This window comes from Cellulomonas sp. NPDC057328, assembly GCF_042667215.1.
GTDB lineage: Bacteria > Actinomycetota > Actinomycetes > Actinomycetales > Cellulomonadaceae > Cellulomonas.
Window position 1 is genome coordinate 1 of record NZ_JBHUZW010000093.1, and the last position, 15,383, is coordinate 15,383.

The window sequence follows — 15,383 nt, forward strand, 5'->3', positions numbered from 1 at the left end:
GTGCAGCGCTCACGTCGTGAGCGCTGCACGGGCCGCGGGCCGTGGTTCAGGCGCAAGAGCATCGGTACCCGTGGTCGCATCAGGGCAGCCGCAGCGCCCGCTGCACCTCGAGCGCGCGCGTGAGCACCCGCGGCCACACCTCCGTGCCGAGCTCGTGCACCTGCCCCATGCCGAGCCCGCGGCCGCCGTGCACGCCGCGCTGCACGACGACCGACTGCTCCCACGTCGTCGCCCACAGGCCCTCGCGCCCGTGCCGGCGGCCGTACCCGGAGGCGCCGACGCCGCCGATCGGCGCGCCGACGCTCCCCCACAGCGTCTGGTGCGTCTCGTTGACGACGACGGCCCCGGCGCGCACCCGCGCCGCGACCGCGCGTCCACGCTGCAGGTCGGCCGACCACACGGCGGCGACGAGCCCGTACGGCGAGTCGTTCATCGCGGCGACGGCCTCGTCGTCCGACGCCACGGGGTGCACGGTCACGACCGGGCCGAACGTCTCCTCGTCGTGGACGCGCGCCTCGCGCGGGACCGCCGCGAGCACCGTCGGCTCGTAGAAGTACGGCCCGAGGTCGGGGCGCTGCGCCCCGCCCGCGAGCACGAGCGCGCCGTGGCCCACGGCGTCCTCGACGTGCTCGACGACGCGCGCGAGCTGGTCGGCGGACGTCAGCGACCCCATGTCGGACCGGTAGTCGAGGCCTGCGCCGAGCCGCAGCGCGGCGGTGCGCCGCACCAGCGCGGCGACGAACGGCTCGCGGACCGCCTCGTGCACGTACAGCCGCTCGACCCCCGCGCACACCTGCCCGGCGGAACCGAAGCACGCCCGCACCGCCGCCGCCGCGGCCGCCTCGACGTCGACGTCGTCCGCGACGTACATCGCGTTCTTGCCGCCGAGCTCCAGCGTGACGGGCACGCCCAGCTCGCCCGCTCGCGCGGCGAACACCCGCCCGAACGCCGTCGACCCGGTGAAGCCCGCGTGGTCGACGTGCTCGAGCAGCGCCATGCCGACGTCCGGGCCACCGACGAGCACCTGCACGAGGTCGTCGGGCGCGCCCGCGTCCTCGAGCAGCTCGGCCGCCCACAGCAGGGTGAGCGCGCTCTGCGGGTCGGCGCGCAGCAGCACGGCGTTGCCCGCGACGAGCGCCGTCAGGGTGTCCCCGAGCCCGAGCGAGAGCGGGTAGTTCCACGGCGTGACGACGCCCACGACCCCGTGCGGGCGCCGGTGCACGCGCACCGACGTGAACCCGGGCACGAGCCCCCGCACCCGGCGCGGTGCGAGCAGCCGCGGCGCGCGCAGCGCGTGCCAGCGGGCCGCGTTGGCGACGTCGCCGACCTCCTCCCACGCGTGCGTGCGCGCCTTGCCCGTCTCGACCTGCAGCAGGTCGAGCACGTCGCTCTGCCGCTCGAGCAGCAGGTCGTGCACGCGCAGCAGCAGGGCGGTGCGCTCGCGCAGCGGACGTGCCGCCCACAGCCGCTGCGCGGCGCGGGCGCGGCGCGCGGCGGCGGGCAGGTCGTCGGGCGTGGTCAGCGGCACGGCCGCGATGGGCGCCCCCGTGAACGGTGCCGTGGCGGCGTGCGTCGCGTGCCCGGGCCCGGCGACGACGCGGGCCAGCAGCGGCCGCACGTCGTCGGGCTCGAGGACGTAGGTGGCGAGCGGGTCGGTCTCCGGGTCGTGCAGGTCGGCATGCTCGTGCGCCATCGCGTCAGGCTACGCCGCGACCCGCCGCCACCCGGCCCGCCGCCGGTGCCGGTCCCCCGTCAGTGGTGGTGGCCGTTCCGGCCGAGGGTCTGCTCCGGGGTGGCGCCGGGCCGCGTCCACTGGGGCACGGGACGGCCGGTGGGGCCCCACGTGGCGTTCCCGTCGGCGTCGGTGCGCCAGTACCAGCACGCCTCCCGCCCCTCCGGCCAGCCGTCCGGGACGTCCTGCCACGCCTCGCCGCGGCCGTACGGCGTCAGGTCGAGCAGCGCGAAGGTGGGGCTGGCAACCTCTCCCCCGCGGCCCGTCGTGGTGTACGTGAGGAAGACGCGGTCGCCGTCGCGCAGGAAGCAGGTGATCGAGCCCATGATCTCGCCGATCGGCTGCGGGACGCCGCGCACCGAGTACCACGGCTGCGTGTAGCCCATGAACGCGACGAACGGCTCGACCTCGTCCCACGGCCCCTCGGTGAGGACCGCGAACGCGACGCCGCGCGCCTGCAGGTAGGACGTGTCCCGCAGGTGCCAGGCGGAGAGGGTGCATCCCTCGCACTGCCCCTGGTGCGGGGCACCGTCGTGCCACATGTGCTGGTAGACGAGCAGCTCGTCGCGGCCGCCGAACAGGTCGACGAACGGCACGGGCCCGTCGGCGCCGACGACCTCCGCCGTGCCGTCGATCTCGACCATGGGAAGCCGGCGACGGTCGGCCGCGAGCGCGTCGCCGGCGCGCGTGTGGGCCTTCTCGCGGACCAGCAGCTCGTCGCGCGCCGCCTGCCACGTGGCCATGTCGACGACGGGCGGGCGGCCGGGCAGCGCGGTGGTGCGGTCGGACGTGGTGGTCATGGTGCCCTCCGGGTGTCGGCGGGTCGCACGCCGGCGTGCGCCCACCCGTACCGACCGGCCCCGGGGCCGCCACTCATCGGGATCGCACGCGCACGTGCGGTCCGCGGTCAGGCCCGTCCGGCCGCCGCCCGGTCCGCCGTCAGCGACCAGCTCGCCAGCAGGTCGAGCGCCCGCTGCGACGGGGACCCCGGCTCGGTCGAGTACACGAACACGGTGGTGTGCGGGTCCCCGGGCAGCGTCAGCGTCTCGTACTCGACGGTGAGGTCGCCGACGACCGGGTGCCGCAGCCGCTTGGACCCGTGCGTGCGCTGGTGCACACGGTGCTCGTCCCACCACCGGGCGACGTCGTCGCTGGCCGCACGCAGCTCGGCGACCAGCTCGGCGGTGGCCCGGTCGGCAGGGTCGGTGCCGGCCTCGAGCCGCAGGTTCTCGACGGCGGCGCGGGCCTGGACCTCCCAGTCGACGAACAGGGCGCGCGCGTCGTCGTCGAGCAGGAGCCAGCGCGCGTAGTTGCGCCGCGCCGCGGGGAACCGGTCGAAGTCGGTGAGCAGCGCACGGCCGAGGCGGGTCTGCGCCAGCACGTCCGCGCGGCGCCCCAGCACCAGGACCGGCACGTCGTCGAGCGCGTGGAGCAGCTGGTGCATGCCGGGGCGCAGCCGCTGGACGGGCCGCGTGCGCGGCTGCGGCCGGCCGGTCCCCCGGCCCACGAGGTCCGCCAGGTGGGCGCGCCCGGGGGCGTCCAGCGACAGGGCCCGGCCGATGGCGTCGACCACGGCGGGCGACGGCACGATCCGGCGCCCCTGCTCGAGCCGCGCGTAGTAGTCCGCGGAGACGCCCGCCAGCAGCGCGACCTCCTCGCGCCGCAGCCCCGGCACGCGGCGGGGGCGGTCGTCCGCGGGCAGGCCGGCGCGGGACGGGTCGCACTGCGCCCGGGCACGGCGCAGGAAGTCGGCGAGCTCGGCGTTCCTCTCGACCATGCCGCCCATCATGCCGACGGCCGGCGGCCGTGGCAGCCCTCCGGGTAGGACGCCGCGTCCTGGGCAGCCGCGACCCAGGACGCACCGGGCCTGCCCCAGCCCTCCGCGGGCCCCGCGACGGCGACAACCTGGACGTCGTCGGCAGGCCGCCGACCGGACCCACCGAGAAGGAGCACCACCATGCCGTACCCCACCGACCGTCCCGCCACCTGGTTCGTCACCGGCGCCTCCCGCGGTCTCGGGCTGGAGCTCGTCCGCCGGCTCCTCGAGCGCGGCGACCACGTCACCGCCACCACGCGCTCGGTCGAGCGCCTCACGGCGGCGCTGGCGGACGTCGACACCGCCCACCTGCTGCCCCTCGCCGTCGACCTCGCCGACGAGGCGCAGGTCGCACGGGCCGTCGCGGCGACGACCGAGCGCTTCGGCGGGCTGGACGTCGTCGTGAACAACGCCGGGTACGGCTACCTCGCCGCGGTCGAGGAGGTCTCCGACGCCGACGCCCGCGCGATGTTCGACGTCCAGGTGTTCGGTGTCTGGAACGTGCTGCGCGCGGTGCTGCCCGGCTTCCGGGAGCGGCGCAGCGGGCACGTCGTCAACGTGTCGTCGATCGTCGGGCTCGTCCCGTTCCCGGGCTGGGGCCTGTACGCGGCGGGGAAGTTCGCGCTGGAGGCGCTCACCGAGTCGCTCGCGGCCGAGGTGGCCGACCACGGGATCGCGGTCCACCTGGTGGAGCCCGGCTACATGCGCACCGACTTCCTGCGGCCCGTGTCGCTCGGCCTGCCGGGTGACACCAGCGACGCCTACCCGGGGATCCGCACGATGGTGGAGCAGCACCTGGGGATGCCGGGCTCCCAGCTCGGCGACCCGGGCCGCGCGGCGGACGCGATCATCACCGTCGCGACGGCGGGTGACGCGCCGCTGCACCAGCTGCTCGGCTCGGACTCGCTGGCACTTGCGGAGGGGCGCGTCCGCGCGCTGGCCGCCGACGTCGAGGCGGCCCGCGCGCTCGCCGTGACGACCGACATCACCGACGCCTGACCCACGTGCCGGGGCGACGGTGCCGCGTGCACGGCGGCGGCGGACCGGCCGTGCACGGGGCACCTGCCGCACGCGGGGCACGGCGTCAGCGCGTCGAGGCGTCAGGGCCTCAGAGCGCCAGCGTGTCCCGCACCTCCGCCTCCGCGAGCGCCAGCACCGCGGCCCGCGCGTCGCCGGCCGACCGCGCCGCGCGTGCCGCCGCCGCCATCGCGACGCACTGCTCCCGCGTGTGCCGGCGCAGCGCGAACCGCACGGCGGGGAGCGCGCCCGCGGCCATCGACAGGCTTGTGACGCCCAGCCCGACGAGGACCAGCGCCATGAGCGGGTCGGACGCGGACTCGCCGCAGACGCCGACCGGCTTGCCGGCCTCGGCGCCCGCGGACGCCGTCGTCGCCACCAGGTCGAGCACGGCGGGCTGCCACGCATCCAGCAGGTCGGCGAGCTCGCCGCGCAGGCGGTCGGTCGCCATCGTGTACTGGGCCAGGTCGTTGGTGCCGAGCGAGACGAAGTCGACCTCGGCGAGCACGTCGCGCGCCCGCAGCGCCACGGCGGGCACCTCGACCATGACGCCCACGGTGGCGACGCCCGCGGCGCGCGCGGCGGCGGCGAAGTCGCGGGCCTCGTCGGCGGTGGCGATCATCGGTGCCATCACCCACGGCGCCGTGCCGGTGGCCTCCTGCGCGCGGCCCAGCGCCTCGAGCTGCGTGCGCAGCAGCTCGGGCGCCGAGCGGACGAGCCGGTAGCCGCGCACGCCCAGCGCCGGGTTCTCCTCGTCGTGCTGCGTCGCGAAGGCCAGCGGCTTGTCGGCACCCGCGTCCAGCGTGCGCACGACGACCTTGCGCCCGCCCATGGCGCGCAGCACCGCCGCGTACGCCTCGGTCTGCTCCTCGACGGTCGGCGCCTGCGTCCGCTCGAGGAAGAGCACCTCGGTGCGGAACAGGCCGACGCCCTCGGCACCGGCGCCCGACGCGGCGACGCGCTCGGCGTCGGCGGCGGTGCCGATGTTGGCGAGCAGCGCGACGGCGTGGCCGTCGGCGGTGGTGCCGGGCGCGGCGTCGGCACCGAGCAGGTCCTCCGCGGCGTGCCGACGCTCGTACGCGGCGCGCAGGTCGGCGTCCGGGTGCGGGGTCACGGTGCCGGCGGCCGCGTCGACCGCGACCTCGACGCCGTCCTCGACGTCGGTGACGCCCGCGACCCGCACGACGCACGGCAGACCGAGCTGGCCGGCGATGATCGCCGTGTGCCCGGTGGGCCCGCCGAGCTCGGTGACGATCGCCAGCACCTTGTCGAGGTCGAGCGCGGCCGTGTCGGCCGGCGCGAGGTCGCGCGCGACGACGACCGACGGGCGCTCGAGGTGCGGCACCCCGGGGTCGGGCAGGCCGAGCACGCGGGCGACCACGCGGTCGCGCACGGAGCGCAGGTCGGTGACCCGCTCGGCGAGGTACCCGCCGGCCTGCTCGAACATCGTCGCGAACATCTGCACGACGCCGTCGAGCGCGGCGACCGGCGGCTCGCCGGCGTCGACGCGCGCCAGCGTCTGCGCGTGCAGCGCCGAGTCCGCGGCCATCTGCGCCGTGGCGGCGAGCACGTGGGCCACCGTGCCGGTCGCGGCGGCGGCCTGGGCGCGCAGGCCGTCGGCCACCTCGGTGAACGCGCGTGCGACGGCCTCGTGGGCCTCGGCGGGCGTCGCGGGACGCCCGTCGACGACGAGCACCGCGTCGCCCGGCACCACCGGTGCCGGGCGCACCTGCGCGACGGGACCGACCACCGCGCGACGGCCGACGCCCACGCCGTGCAGCACGCCCCCCGCGGGCGCGCCGACCGTCGCGGCGGTCACGACGACGCCCCGGCGGTGGCGGCGTCCGCGCCGGCCTCGGGGGCGTCGAGGTCCGTCGCCAGCAGGGCGACCAGCTCGTCGAGGACACGGTCGGCGTGCTCGCCGTCGGCGTGCAGCACGACCTCCTCGCCGTGCGGGACGCCCAGCGACATGACGAACAGGATGCTCGAGGCGTCGACGGGTGCCCCGCCCTGCTTCGCGATCGTGACGGGGACGCCGCTCGCGGCGACGGCCTGCGTGAACAGCATCGCGGGGCGGGCGTGCAGCCCGACGCGGGACGCGACGGCGACGGTGCGCTCGGCCATGAGTGCTCCTCGGGGTGGGGTCGGTGGTGGGTGGTCGGTGGTCAGGCGGCGACGAGGTCGCGGTCGTCGTCGGCGGCGCGGTCGGCCGCGACGAGCGGGTCGTGCTTCATCGTCTTGAGCACGACGACGAGCAGGGCGGAGACGACGACGCCGGCGACGACGGCCGCGACGAAGCCCAGCGGGTTGCCGATGAGCGGCAGCACCCACACGCCGCCGTGCGGGGCGACGAGCGAGGACCCGAAGGCCATGACGAGCGCACCCGTGACGCTCGAGCCGACGAGCGAGGACACGATGATCCGCCAGGGGTCGGCGGCCGCGAACGGGATCGCACCCTCGGAGATGAAGGACGCCCCCAGCAGCCAGGCGGCCTTGCCGTTCTCCTGCTCGGCGTGCGTGAACAGGCGCTTGCGCACGGTCGTGGCGAGGGCCAGCGCGAGCGGCGTCACCATGCCCGCGGCCATCACGGCGGCCATCACCTGGTACTGCACGGCGCCGGGCGCGAGGCCCTCGGTCGCCAGGCCCGTGACGGCGAACGTGTACGCCACCTTGTTGACGGGGCCGCCGAGGTCGAAGCCCATCATCGCCCCGAGCAGGGCGCCCATGACGACGAGGTTGGCGCCCGACAGCCCGTTGAGCCAGCTCGTCAGACCCTCCATGGCGGCGGCGATCGGCCGGCCGAGCACGACGAGCATGACGACGCCCACGACGAGGGACGACAGCAGCGGCACGACGACGACGGGCATGATGCCGCGCACGCCCTTCGGCACGTCCCAGCGGCTGATCCACAGCGCGAGGAAGCCGGCGAGGAAGCCGGTGACGAGGCCGCCGAGGAAGCCGGCGCCCACGAGCACGGCGGTCGCGCCGCCGACGAACCCGGGCACGAGGCCGGGACGGTCGGCGATGCCGTAGGCGATGAACCCGGAGAGCACCGGGACGAGGAACCCGAAGGCGGCCTGCCCGGTGGCGAGCAGCACCACGGCCCAGTCCTGCAGCGACGCCGGGTCGAACGACGCGACGACCTCGGCCGCGTCGACACCGGTCACCTCGATCGCGCCCTCGGCACCGCCCCAGGCGATCTGCGCGAGCATGAAGCTGACGGCGATGAGGATGCCGCCCGCCGCGACGAACGGGATCAGGTAGGAGACCCCGGTCATGAGCCACTGCCGCACCTTCGTCCCGGCGCCGGCACCACGGTCGGCGGCCGGTGCGACGACGGGAGCGGCCGCGGGTGCCGGCGTGCCGGCGGCGGGCGCGGACTCCACCGCGGAGACGGCGGCGGCGATGACGCCCGGCGCGTCGTGCACGGCCTTCTTCACGCCGACGTCGACGAACGGCTTGCCGGCGAAGCGCTGCTTGTCCTTGACCTCGAGGTCGGCGGCGTAGATGACGCCGTCCGCGGAGGCGACCAGCGCGGGGTCGAGCGGCGTGGAGCCGGCGGCGCCCTGCGTCTCGACGTGGACCTCGTGGCCGGCGGCCTTGCCGGCCTGCTCGAGGGCCTCGGCGGCCATGTACGTGTGGGCGATCCCCGTGGGGCACGAGGTGACGGCGACGAGCTTCATGACGGGACGACCTCCCGGGTGACGATGTCGGCCACGGTCTGCGCGTCCGGCGCCTCGAGCAGCGAGGTGCGGAACGACTCGTGGACGAGCCGGCGGGCCAGCGCCGCGAGGATCTGCAGGTGGTCCGCGTCGCCGCTGGCGGGCGCCGCGATGAGGAAGACGAGCCGCGCGGGCCCGTCCGGGGCGCCCCAGTCGACGCCCTGCGCGAGCTTGCCGACGGCGAGGCTCGGCGCCACGACGTGCTCCGAGCGCGCGTGCGGCAGCCCGACGCCGCCGGGCATCCCGGTGGCCATCTGCGCCTCGCGGGCGGCGACGTCGGCGGCGAACCCGTCGGCGTCGGTGACCCGGCCCGCGGCGGCCAGCAGGTCGACGAGCGCGCGCGTCACGGCGACGCGGTCGGCCGCGCCGAGGTCGACGGCGACGAGCTCCGGCGTGATGAGGGGGGTGGTGGCCGAGGTGGTCATGTCACAGCTCCTTGAGCGCGAGACGCGGGTCGGGGTCGGCGACGACGCGGACCGCGTCGAGGTCGAGGTCGTGCGGCGCCGGCACCTCGGTGCCGGGCCGGAGGACCGCGGCGCGGCCCCAGGCGACGGCCGTGCGCAGCCGGTCCGGGGCGGCACCGTCGGCGGCGAGGAAGCCGGCGAGCGTGGAGTCGCCCGCGCCGACCGTGGACAGGGGGACGAGGGCGGGCCCGCCGGCCCACCACGCGTGCGGGGCGTCACGGCAGACGAGCAGCGCGCCGTGGGCGCCGAGGCTGACGAGCACGTCGCGCGTGCCCTGGTCGACGACCTCGCGCGCGGCGGCGACGACGTCGCCGACGGTCACCAGCTCACGGCCGGCGAGCTCGCCCAGCTCCTGCTCGTTGGGCTTGACGAGCGTGAGACCGCCCGCGCGCACCGCCCGGGCGAGGGGCGCGCCGGACGTGTCGAGCACGAACGGCACCTGGTACCGGTTGGCGAGGGCGCCGAGCCGCACGAAGAACGCGTCCCCCGCGCCGGCGGGCAGCGAGCCCGCGGCCACGACGGCGGCCGGGCCGGCGACGAGCTGCGTCTCGACCGCGGCGAGCAGCGCGTCGACCTCGCCCTCGGCCAGCTGGGGGCCGGGCGCGTTGACCTTGGTCGTCGTGCCGTCGGCCTCGACGAGCGTGATGTTGGTGCGCGTGTCGCCGGCGACGGGCACCGGCACCGCGGCGACGCCGTGCTCGGCGAGCAGCTCGGTGAGGCGTGCGCCGTCGGGGCCGCCCGTCGGGACCACCGCGAGCGCGCCGACGCCGTGCCGGGCGAGCGCGCGGGCGACGTTGATCCCCTTGCCGCCCGGGTGCACGTGCGTCGTGTGCGCACGGTTGACCTCGCCGACGTCGAGCCGGTCGACGTCGAGCGCCCGGTCGACGCTCGGGTTCGGGGTGACGGTGACGATCACGCGCGCACCACCCGCGTGCCGGCCTGCTCGATCTCGTCGGCGAGCTCGGGCTCGACCGCGCTGTCGGTGATGAGCGTGTCGACGTCGTCGAGGCCGGCCACGCGCGCCAGGTCGACGCGCCCGACCTTGGTGTGGTCGGCGAGGACGACGGTGCGGCGGGCGGCGGCGACGAGCGCGCGCTTGACGGCCGCCTCCGCCAGGTCGGGCGTGGTGACGCCGTGCTCGGCGGTGATGCCGTTCGCGCCGAGGAAGACGACGTCGACGTGGATCTCGGCGAGGTCGCGCAGCGCCCACGAGCCGACGGCGGCCAGGGTGCGGCCGCGGACGGTGCCGCCGACGAGGTGGAGCGTCGTGCCGGGCCGCGTGGCGAGCACCGTGGCGACGGGCAGCGCGTGCGTCACGACGGTGAGCTCGCGGTCGGTCGGCAGGAGCTCGGCGAGGCGCACGGTCGTGGTGCCGGCGTCGAGGATGACGGAGCCGCCGTCGGGCAGCTCGTCGAGCGCGGCCTTGGCGATGCGCTCCTTCTCCCCCGCCAGCAGGCCCTCCCGGTCCGCCAGCCCGGGCTCGAAGCCGAGCCGCTCGACGGGGATCGCGCCGCCGTGCACGCGCCGCACGAGGCCGTGCCGCTCGAGGGCGGTGAGGTCGCGGCGGATGGTCTCGGGGGTGACGTCGAGCTCCGCGGCGAGGCGCGTGACGTCCACGCGGCCGTCCGCGCGGGCCCTGCTGAGGATCTGCTGGTGTCGCTCGGGTGCGTACACATCGACTCCGTCGTCCCGTGGCGCCCGACCCGGGCGCCCCTGCTCACCAGGGTGCGCCCGGTCACGGCGCTTGTCAAGCACATTCGGGCAGGATCGGACATGGTCAGATGTCCGACTGTGTGGGATCGGGCACTCCCCTGATCCCGGACGCCCGTGGCCCGGTGCGCCCACAGGCAGCACCGGGCCACGGCCCCGGCTCAGGCGGCGTTGACCTGCGCGAGCACCGCCATCAGCTCGTCCACGGTCCGCGCGTCGGCCACCCGCGCCGCCTGCTCCTCGTCGGCGAACACGAGCGCGATCCGGGACAGCACCTCGAGGTGCTCCCCGTCCGCGCCCGCGATGCCGATGACGACCCGCACGGGCGAGCCCTTCCAGTCGACGGCGTGCGGGTAGCGCACCACCGACACGGCCGACCGTCGGATCTCCCCCGTCGACTCCAGCGTCCCGTGCGGGATCGCCAGGCCGTTGCCCATGTACGTCGTCATGGTGCGCTCGCGCGCGAGCATGCCGTCGACGTACGCCGGCGTCACCGCCCCGGCCTCCACGAGCAGGGCCCCCGCCTCGCGGATCGCGTCCTCGTACGTGGTCGCCCGGCCGTCGGCCCGGCAGGTCGCGGCGCTCAGGACGTCGCTCACGGCTCCACCGCCCCCGCCCCGGCCGTCGTCCCCGACCGCGTGGCCGCCACCTCCTGGACGACCTGGTCGTAGACCGGGCTGCTCATGAAGTTGTCGACCGACAGGTGCCGCGTCGTGGGCGCCTTGAGCCGCGCCCGCTCGGTGAGCTCCCGCTGGCTGATGACGAGGTCGGCCGAGTCGTCGAGGTTCGCCACGGCCTTGTTCACCACCTGCACGTCGGCGAACCCGGCCTTGCGGAGCTTGTCCCGCAGCACCGCCGCGCCCATGGCGCTCGAGCCCATGCCGGCGTCGCACGCGAACACGACGAGCCGCACGGGCGCCGCCGACGCGTCACCCTCGGCGGCCGCGCCGCCGACCCCGGACGCCCCCGCGGCACCGGCCGCGAGCGCGCCGAGCGCCGCGCTGCTGCGCCCCTTGTTCGCCTCGGTCTGCGCGACGGCGGCGGCCAGGTCGCCGCTCTCGCCCGCCTCGAGGTCGCGCTTGCGCGTCGCCCGCAGGATCACGGCGGCGACGAGGAAGGACACGGCCGCCGACAGCAGCACCGACAGCGTGACGCCGAGGTAGCTGTCGCGGGCCGTCTGCGCGTACACGGCGAAGATGCTGCCGGGCGCCGCCGGCCCGACCAGCCCGCTGCCGAACACGACGTTGGTCGCGATGCCCGTCGCGCCACCGGCGATGGCCGCCACGATGAGCGCCGGCTTCATGAGCACGAACGGGAAGTAGACCTCGTGGATGCCGCCGAGGAACTGCACGACGATCGCGCCGGGCGCCGTGGACCGCGCCGCACCCACGCCGAGCAGCGTGTACGCGAGCAGGATGCCGAGGCCCGGGCCGGGGTTCGCCTCGACCAGGAACAGCAGCGACTTGCCGTCCTCGACCACCTGCTGCGCGCCGAGCGGCACGAGCACCCCGTTGCCGATCGCGTTGTTGAGGAACAGGACCTTGGCCGGCTCGACGATGACGCTCATGAGCGGCAGCAGGCTGTTGTCGGCGAGCCACGCGACGAGGTCGCCGAGCCACGCGCTGATCTGCGAGACGAGCGGCGCGATGCCGAAGAACGCGGCCACGGACAGCGCCGCCCCGACGATCGCCGCCGAGAACATGTTGACGAGCATCTCGAAGCCGGGCCGGATCCTGCCGTCCCACAACGCGTCGACGTGCTTCATCACCCAGGCGGCGAGCGGGCCGACGATCATCGCGCCGAGGAACATCGGCACGGTGGAGCCGACGATGATGCCGAGCGTGGCGATCGTGGCGACCACACCGCCGCGCTCCCCGTGCACGATCCGCCCGCCGGCGTTCGCGATGAGCAGCGGCAGCAGGTACGTGACCATCGGGCCCACGAGCCCGACGTACTGCTGGAACGTCGTGCCGTCCTCCGCCTCGACGAGCCGCGTGGCGGCGCCCTGCCACGCGCCGGCCTGACCGGCGTCGCCGAAGCCGCCGAGGACGCCGTTCGGCGCCCACCCGACGTCGATGAAGAGGGCGGTGATGAGGCCCCACGCGAGGAACGCGGGCAGGTTCGGCATGATCATGCCGGTGAGGAAGGCGCCGAACCGCTGGAGGCGGACCTGGGCGGTCCGTCCTCGGCCGAGGGTCGGTGCGGCTGCGGTGGTCGTCATGGCCGGTCACACTCCGCTGGTCGATCGTCGTTGATCTGAGGGGGCGCGCCGCCCGGCCGGTTCCCGCGGGGACGGTCCGGGCGCCGCGGTGGTGCTGCGGTGCGCTGGTGGTGCGGTGCTCGGTCGGTGCCGGGTCAGGGCTCGATGGTGACCTTGATGCCCGCACCGGAGCGGACGACGTCGATGCCCTCGACGACGCGCTCGAGCGGGAGCCGGTGGGTGATGAGGTCGTGCACGGGCACGCTGCCGTCGGCGATGAGGCCGAGCGCCTGCTTGTTGTGGTCCGGGCTCGACCCGTTGGCGCCGACGATCGTCAGCTCCTTGTAGTGCACGACGTTGGAGTCGAGCGTGATGGTCGGGCGGTCCTTGGGCAGGCCGCCGAAGAAGCTGATCCGGCCGCGCGGCGCGACCATCCGCAGCGCCTGCTCCTGCGCGGCGCCCGACGCGGCGGCGGTGATGACGACGTCCGCGCCGCGGCCGCCGGTCAGCTCGAGCACCGTCTCCACCGGGTCGACCTCCGACGCGCACACGGCGGCGTCGGGCTTGACCAGCTCGGCGGCGAGGTCGAGGCGCTCGCGGCTGAGCTCGACGAGGTAGACGGCCGACGCGCCCCGCGCCCGGGCGAGGCGCACGTGCAGGCAGCCGATGGGCCCGGACCCCACGACGACCACGACGTCGCCGTCGTGCACGTCGGCGAGCTCCTGCGCGTTGATGGCGCACGCGAACGGCTCCGCGACCGACGCCTCGGCGAAGCCCACGCCGTCGGGGACGCGGTTGAGGCCGTCGACCGCGAGCACCGCGGCCGGCACGACCATGTGCGCGGCGAACCCGCCGTCGAAGTCGTAGCCCATCGACACCTGGTTCGGGCAGATGGTCATGACGCCGGCGCGGCACCAGTCGCAGCGCCCGCACGGGATCGCGGCGATGACCTGGACGCGGTCGCCGGCCGACCAGCCGTCGACGCCGTCGCCGACCTCGTCCACCTCGCCCGCGATCTCGTGGCCCATGACGCGCGGCGGCACGATCCGCTGGTGGCCGGAGGTCGAGATCTTGACGTCCGTCCCGCACATCGAGCACGCGCGCACCCGGATCCTCACCTCGCCCGGGCCGGCGTGCGGCTCGTCGGCCTCCTCCAGGCGGACGTCGCCGGGGGCGTAGAAGCGGAAGACCTTCATCGTTCTCCTCGAGCGCTCAGGGGCGGCCCGGTCGTCACGGCGACGCGGCGGTGCGTCGTCGTCGGACCTCGTCGTCCTGCCGACGCCGTGACGGAGGTCACGGCGCGTCGTCGCTCAGCATCCCGCGCGCGCCGGAGCGACGTCAAGCCATTCCCACACATCCGGGGCTGTTCGGACCGCCGGTTTGCCCGGTCGCTCCGCACAGCCCTGCGCTTCCGCGCCAGGTCGGGTGCCAACCAGGGGCCACCCGGGCACGATCGGGCATCGTGCAGGCGGGTGGCGCACAGAGGTGTCCGGCGGCGGATCCGGTGCCGTAAGGTAAGCCTCACCTACGACGGCGGACCCGCCCGCCGGCCGGCCTCCCCGCCGACTCCCTCGCGAAGGACCACCATGCGCACTGCGCCCCGCCGCCGCGCCCTGCGACCCCTGGTCGCCGGCGCCGCCGCCGCCCTCCTGCTCGCCGCCTGCTCGACGGCCACCCCCGAGGACGCGGGCACGAGCCCCGCCGCCGCGGACGGCGGCGCGTTCCCCGTCACGCTCGAGAACACGTTCGGCGAGACGACGATCGAGCAGCAGCCCGAGGCCGTCGCCTCCGTCGCGTGGGGCAACCACGACGTGGCGCTCGCGCTCGGCGTCGCACCGGTCGGCATGGCCGCGCAGACGTACGGCGACGACGACGGCGACGGCATCCACCCGTGGACCCACGAGGCGCTCGAGGAGCTCGGGGCGACCGGCGACGACCTGCCGGTGCTCTTCGACGAGACCTCCGGCGTGGACTTCGAGGCCGTCGCGAACACCGCGCCCGACGTCGTGCTCGCCGCCTACTCCGGCCTCACGGAGGAGGAGTGGACCACGCTGTCCGAGATCGCGCCGACCGTGTCGTTCCCCGAGATCGCGTGGGGGACCAACTGGCGCGACATGGCGCTCGTCAACGGGCGCGCGCTGGGCCTCGAGGACGAGGCGGAGGCGGAGATCGCCGACGTCGAGCAGCAGATCGAGGACGCGCTCGCCGACCGTCCCGGCATCGAGGGCAAGACGGTCGCGTACGCGTACCTCGACCCGACCGACCTCTCGTCGTTCGGCGTCTACACCAAGATCGACGCGCGCGTGCAGCTGCTCGACGACCTCGGCATGAGCCTCGCGCCGAGCATCCAGGCGTTCGAGGACGACGGCCTCTTCTACGTGGACCTCTCCGCCGAGCAGGCCGACCAGATCGCCGACGCGGACATCTTCGCCACCTACGGAGACGAGACCACGCTCGCGACGCTGCAGGCGCACCCGCTGCTGGGCAAGATCCCGGCCATCGCGAACGGTGCCGTCGTCGTGCTGCAGGACGGCACCCCGCTCGCGTCCGCGACGTCCGGCCCGACGGTGCTGTCCGTGCCGTGGGCGCTGGACGAGTACCTGGACCTGTTCCAGGCCGCCGCGCAGAACGTGAAGTGACGCGGACGCCCCGCACGTGAGCACCACGTCCTCCCCGGCGACGCCGGCCCCCCCCACCGGGCGGCGGGCGGCGTCGTCGCGCC

Annotated in this window: 14 protein-coding genes; 2 read left to right on the forward strand and 12 right to left on the reverse strand. The window is 75.7% G+C overall.

Features of this window, described 5'->3' with window-relative positions:
* Positions 1-79: 79 nt before the first annotated feature.
* The 3 genes from ACFUMH_RS14605 to ACFUMH_RS14615 form a co-directional block, all read right to left on the reverse strand.
* Positions 80-1,693 (reverse strand): succinic semialdehyde dehydrogenase, encoded by a 1,614-nt coding sequence (locus ACFUMH_RS14605; protein ID WP_378206924.1) that lies wholly within the window; start codon positions 1,691-1,693, stop codon positions 80-82.
* A gap of 59 nt (positions 1,694-1,752) precedes the next feature.
* Complete coding sequence (locus ACFUMH_RS14610) at positions 1,753-2,532, reverse strand: DUF899 family protein (protein WP_378206927.1); 780 nt, start codon at positions 2,530-2,532, stop codon at positions 1,753-1,755.
* Positions 2,533-2,639: 107 nt separating this feature from the next.
* Entirely contained in the window at positions 2,640-3,509 is an 870-nt protein-coding gene (locus ACFUMH_RS14615) for a helix-turn-helix transcriptional regulator (protein WP_378206930.1), read from the reverse strand.
* A 180-nt stretch (positions 3,510-3,689) separates the two neighbouring features.
* Here ACFUMH_RS14615 and ACFUMH_RS14620 point away from each other — a divergent pair, with 180 nt between their 5' ends.
* A complete protein-coding gene (locus tag ACFUMH_RS14620) occupies positions 3,690-4,547 on the forward strand; it encodes an SDR family NAD(P)-dependent oxidoreductase (RefSeq protein WP_378206933.1) in 858 nt (285 codons plus the stop codon).
* 109 nt (positions 4,548-4,656) lie between these two features.
* On the opposite strand, the gene ptsP is transcribed toward ACFUMH_RS14620, so the two are convergent.
* The 9 genes from ptsP to ACFUMH_RS14665 all read right to left on the reverse strand — a co-directional run bounded on the left by ptsP (position 4,657) and on the right by ACFUMH_RS14665 (position 13,857).
* A complete protein-coding gene (gene ptsP, locus ACFUMH_RS14625) occupies positions 4,657-6,384 on the reverse strand; it encodes a phosphoenolpyruvate--protein phosphotransferase (protein WP_378206936.1) in 1,728 nt (575 codons plus the stop codon).
* A complete protein-coding gene (locus ACFUMH_RS14630; RefSeq protein WP_378206941.1) occupies positions 6,381-6,689 on the reverse strand; it encodes an HPr family phosphocarrier protein in 309 nt (102 codons plus the stop codon). Before ACFUMH_RS14630 ends, ptsP begins: the two co-directional genes overlap by 4 nt.
* A gap of 41 nt (positions 6,690-6,730) precedes the next feature.
* Positions 6,731-8,248, reverse strand: a complete 1,518-nt coding sequence (locus ACFUMH_RS14635; RefSeq protein ID WP_378206945.1) for a PTS fructose transporter subunit IIC — start codon at positions 8,246-8,248, stop codon at positions 6,731-6,733.
* Positions 8,245-8,712: a PTS sugar transporter subunit IIA gene (locus tag ACFUMH_RS14640; RefSeq protein ID WP_378206948.1), complete on the reverse strand. Its 468-nt coding sequence runs from the start codon at positions 8,710-8,712 to the stop codon at positions 8,245-8,247. The genes ACFUMH_RS14635 and ACFUMH_RS14640 overlap by 4 nt, the downstream gene beginning before the upstream one ends.
* A 1-nt stretch (position 8,713) precedes the next feature.
* Positions 8,714-9,667: a 1-phosphofructokinase gene (gene pfkB, locus ACFUMH_RS14645; RefSeq protein WP_378206951.1), complete on the reverse strand. Its 954-nt coding sequence runs from the start codon at positions 9,665-9,667 to the stop codon at positions 8,714-8,716.
* Positions 9,664-10,425 carry a DeoR/GlpR family DNA-binding transcription regulator gene (locus ACFUMH_RS14650; RefSeq protein WP_378206954.1) on the reverse strand — a complete coding sequence of 254 codons (762 nt, stop codon included), beginning with the start codon at positions 10,423-10,425 and terminating at the stop codon, positions 9,664-9,666. The genes pfkB and ACFUMH_RS14650 overlap by 4 nt, the downstream gene beginning before the upstream one ends.
* A 197-nt stretch (positions 10,426-10,622) precedes the next feature.
* Positions 10,623-11,060 (reverse strand): PTS sugar transporter subunit IIA, encoded by a 438-nt coding sequence (locus tag ACFUMH_RS14655; protein WP_378206957.1) that lies wholly within the window; start codon positions 11,058-11,060, stop codon positions 10,623-10,625.
* Positions 11,057-12,682, reverse strand: coding sequence for a PTS mannitol transporter subunit IICB (locus tag ACFUMH_RS14660; protein ID WP_378206960.1), 1,626 nt, complete (start codon positions 12,680-12,682; stop codon positions 11,057-11,059). The genes ACFUMH_RS14655 and ACFUMH_RS14660 overlap by 4 nt, the downstream gene beginning before the upstream one ends.
* A 134-nt stretch (positions 12,683-12,816) precedes the next feature.
* Entirely contained in the window at positions 12,817-13,857 is a 1,041-nt protein-coding gene (locus tag ACFUMH_RS14665) for a zinc-dependent dehydrogenase (protein WP_378206963.1), read from the reverse strand.
* Positions 13,858-14,247: 390 nt separating this feature from the next.
* Between ACFUMH_RS14665 and ACFUMH_RS14670 the strand changes: the two genes are divergently transcribed.
* Positions 14,248-15,300 carry an iron-siderophore ABC transporter substrate-binding protein gene (locus tag ACFUMH_RS14670; RefSeq protein WP_378206966.1) on the forward strand — a complete coding sequence of 351 codons (1,053 nt, stop codon included), beginning with the start codon at positions 14,248-14,250 and terminating at the stop codon, positions 15,298-15,300.
* Positions 15,301-15,383 lie beyond the last annotated feature (83 nt).

Bases quoted from the DNA above. Each gene is read 5' to 3' on its own strand.
- ACFUMH_RS14605 (WP_378206924.1), bottom strand. From the start codon at position 1,693: ATGGCGCACGAGCATGCCGACCTGCACGACCCGGAGACCGACCCGCTC.
- ACFUMH_RS14610 (WP_378206927.1), bottom strand. From the start codon at position 2,532: ATGACCACCACGTCCGACCGCACCACCGCGCTGCCCGGCCGCCCGCCC.
- ACFUMH_RS14615 (WP_378206930.1), bottom strand. From the start codon at position 3,509: ATGGTCGAGAGGAACGCCGAGCTCGCCGACTTCCTGCGCCGTGCCCGG.
- ACFUMH_RS14620 (WP_378206933.1), top strand. From the start codon at position 3,690: ATGCCGTACCCCACCGACCGTCCCGCCACCTGGTTCGTCACCGGCGCC.
- ACFUMH_RS14630 (WP_378206941.1), bottom strand. From the start codon at position 6,689: ATGGCCGAGCGCACCGTCGCCGTCGCGTCCCGCGTCGGGCTGCACGCC.
- ACFUMH_RS14635 (WP_378206945.1), bottom strand. From the start codon at position 8,248: ATGAAGCTCGTCGCCGTCACCTCGTGCCCCACGGGGATCGCCCACACG.
- ACFUMH_RS14640 (WP_378206948.1), bottom strand. From the start codon at position 8,712: ATGACCACCTCGGCCACCACCCCCCTCATCACGCCGGAGCTCGTCGCC.
- ACFUMH_RS14660 (WP_378206960.1), bottom strand. From the start codon at position 12,682: ATGACGACCACCGCAGCCGCACCGACCCTCGGCCGAGGACGGACCGCC.
- ACFUMH_RS14665 (WP_378206963.1), bottom strand. From the start codon at position 13,857: ATGAAGGTCTTCCGCTTCTACGCCCCCGGCGACGTCCGCCTGGAGGAG.
- ACFUMH_RS14670 (WP_378206966.1), top strand. From the start codon at position 14,248: ATGCGCACTGCGCCCCGCCGCCGCGCCCTGCGACCCCTGGTCGCCGGC.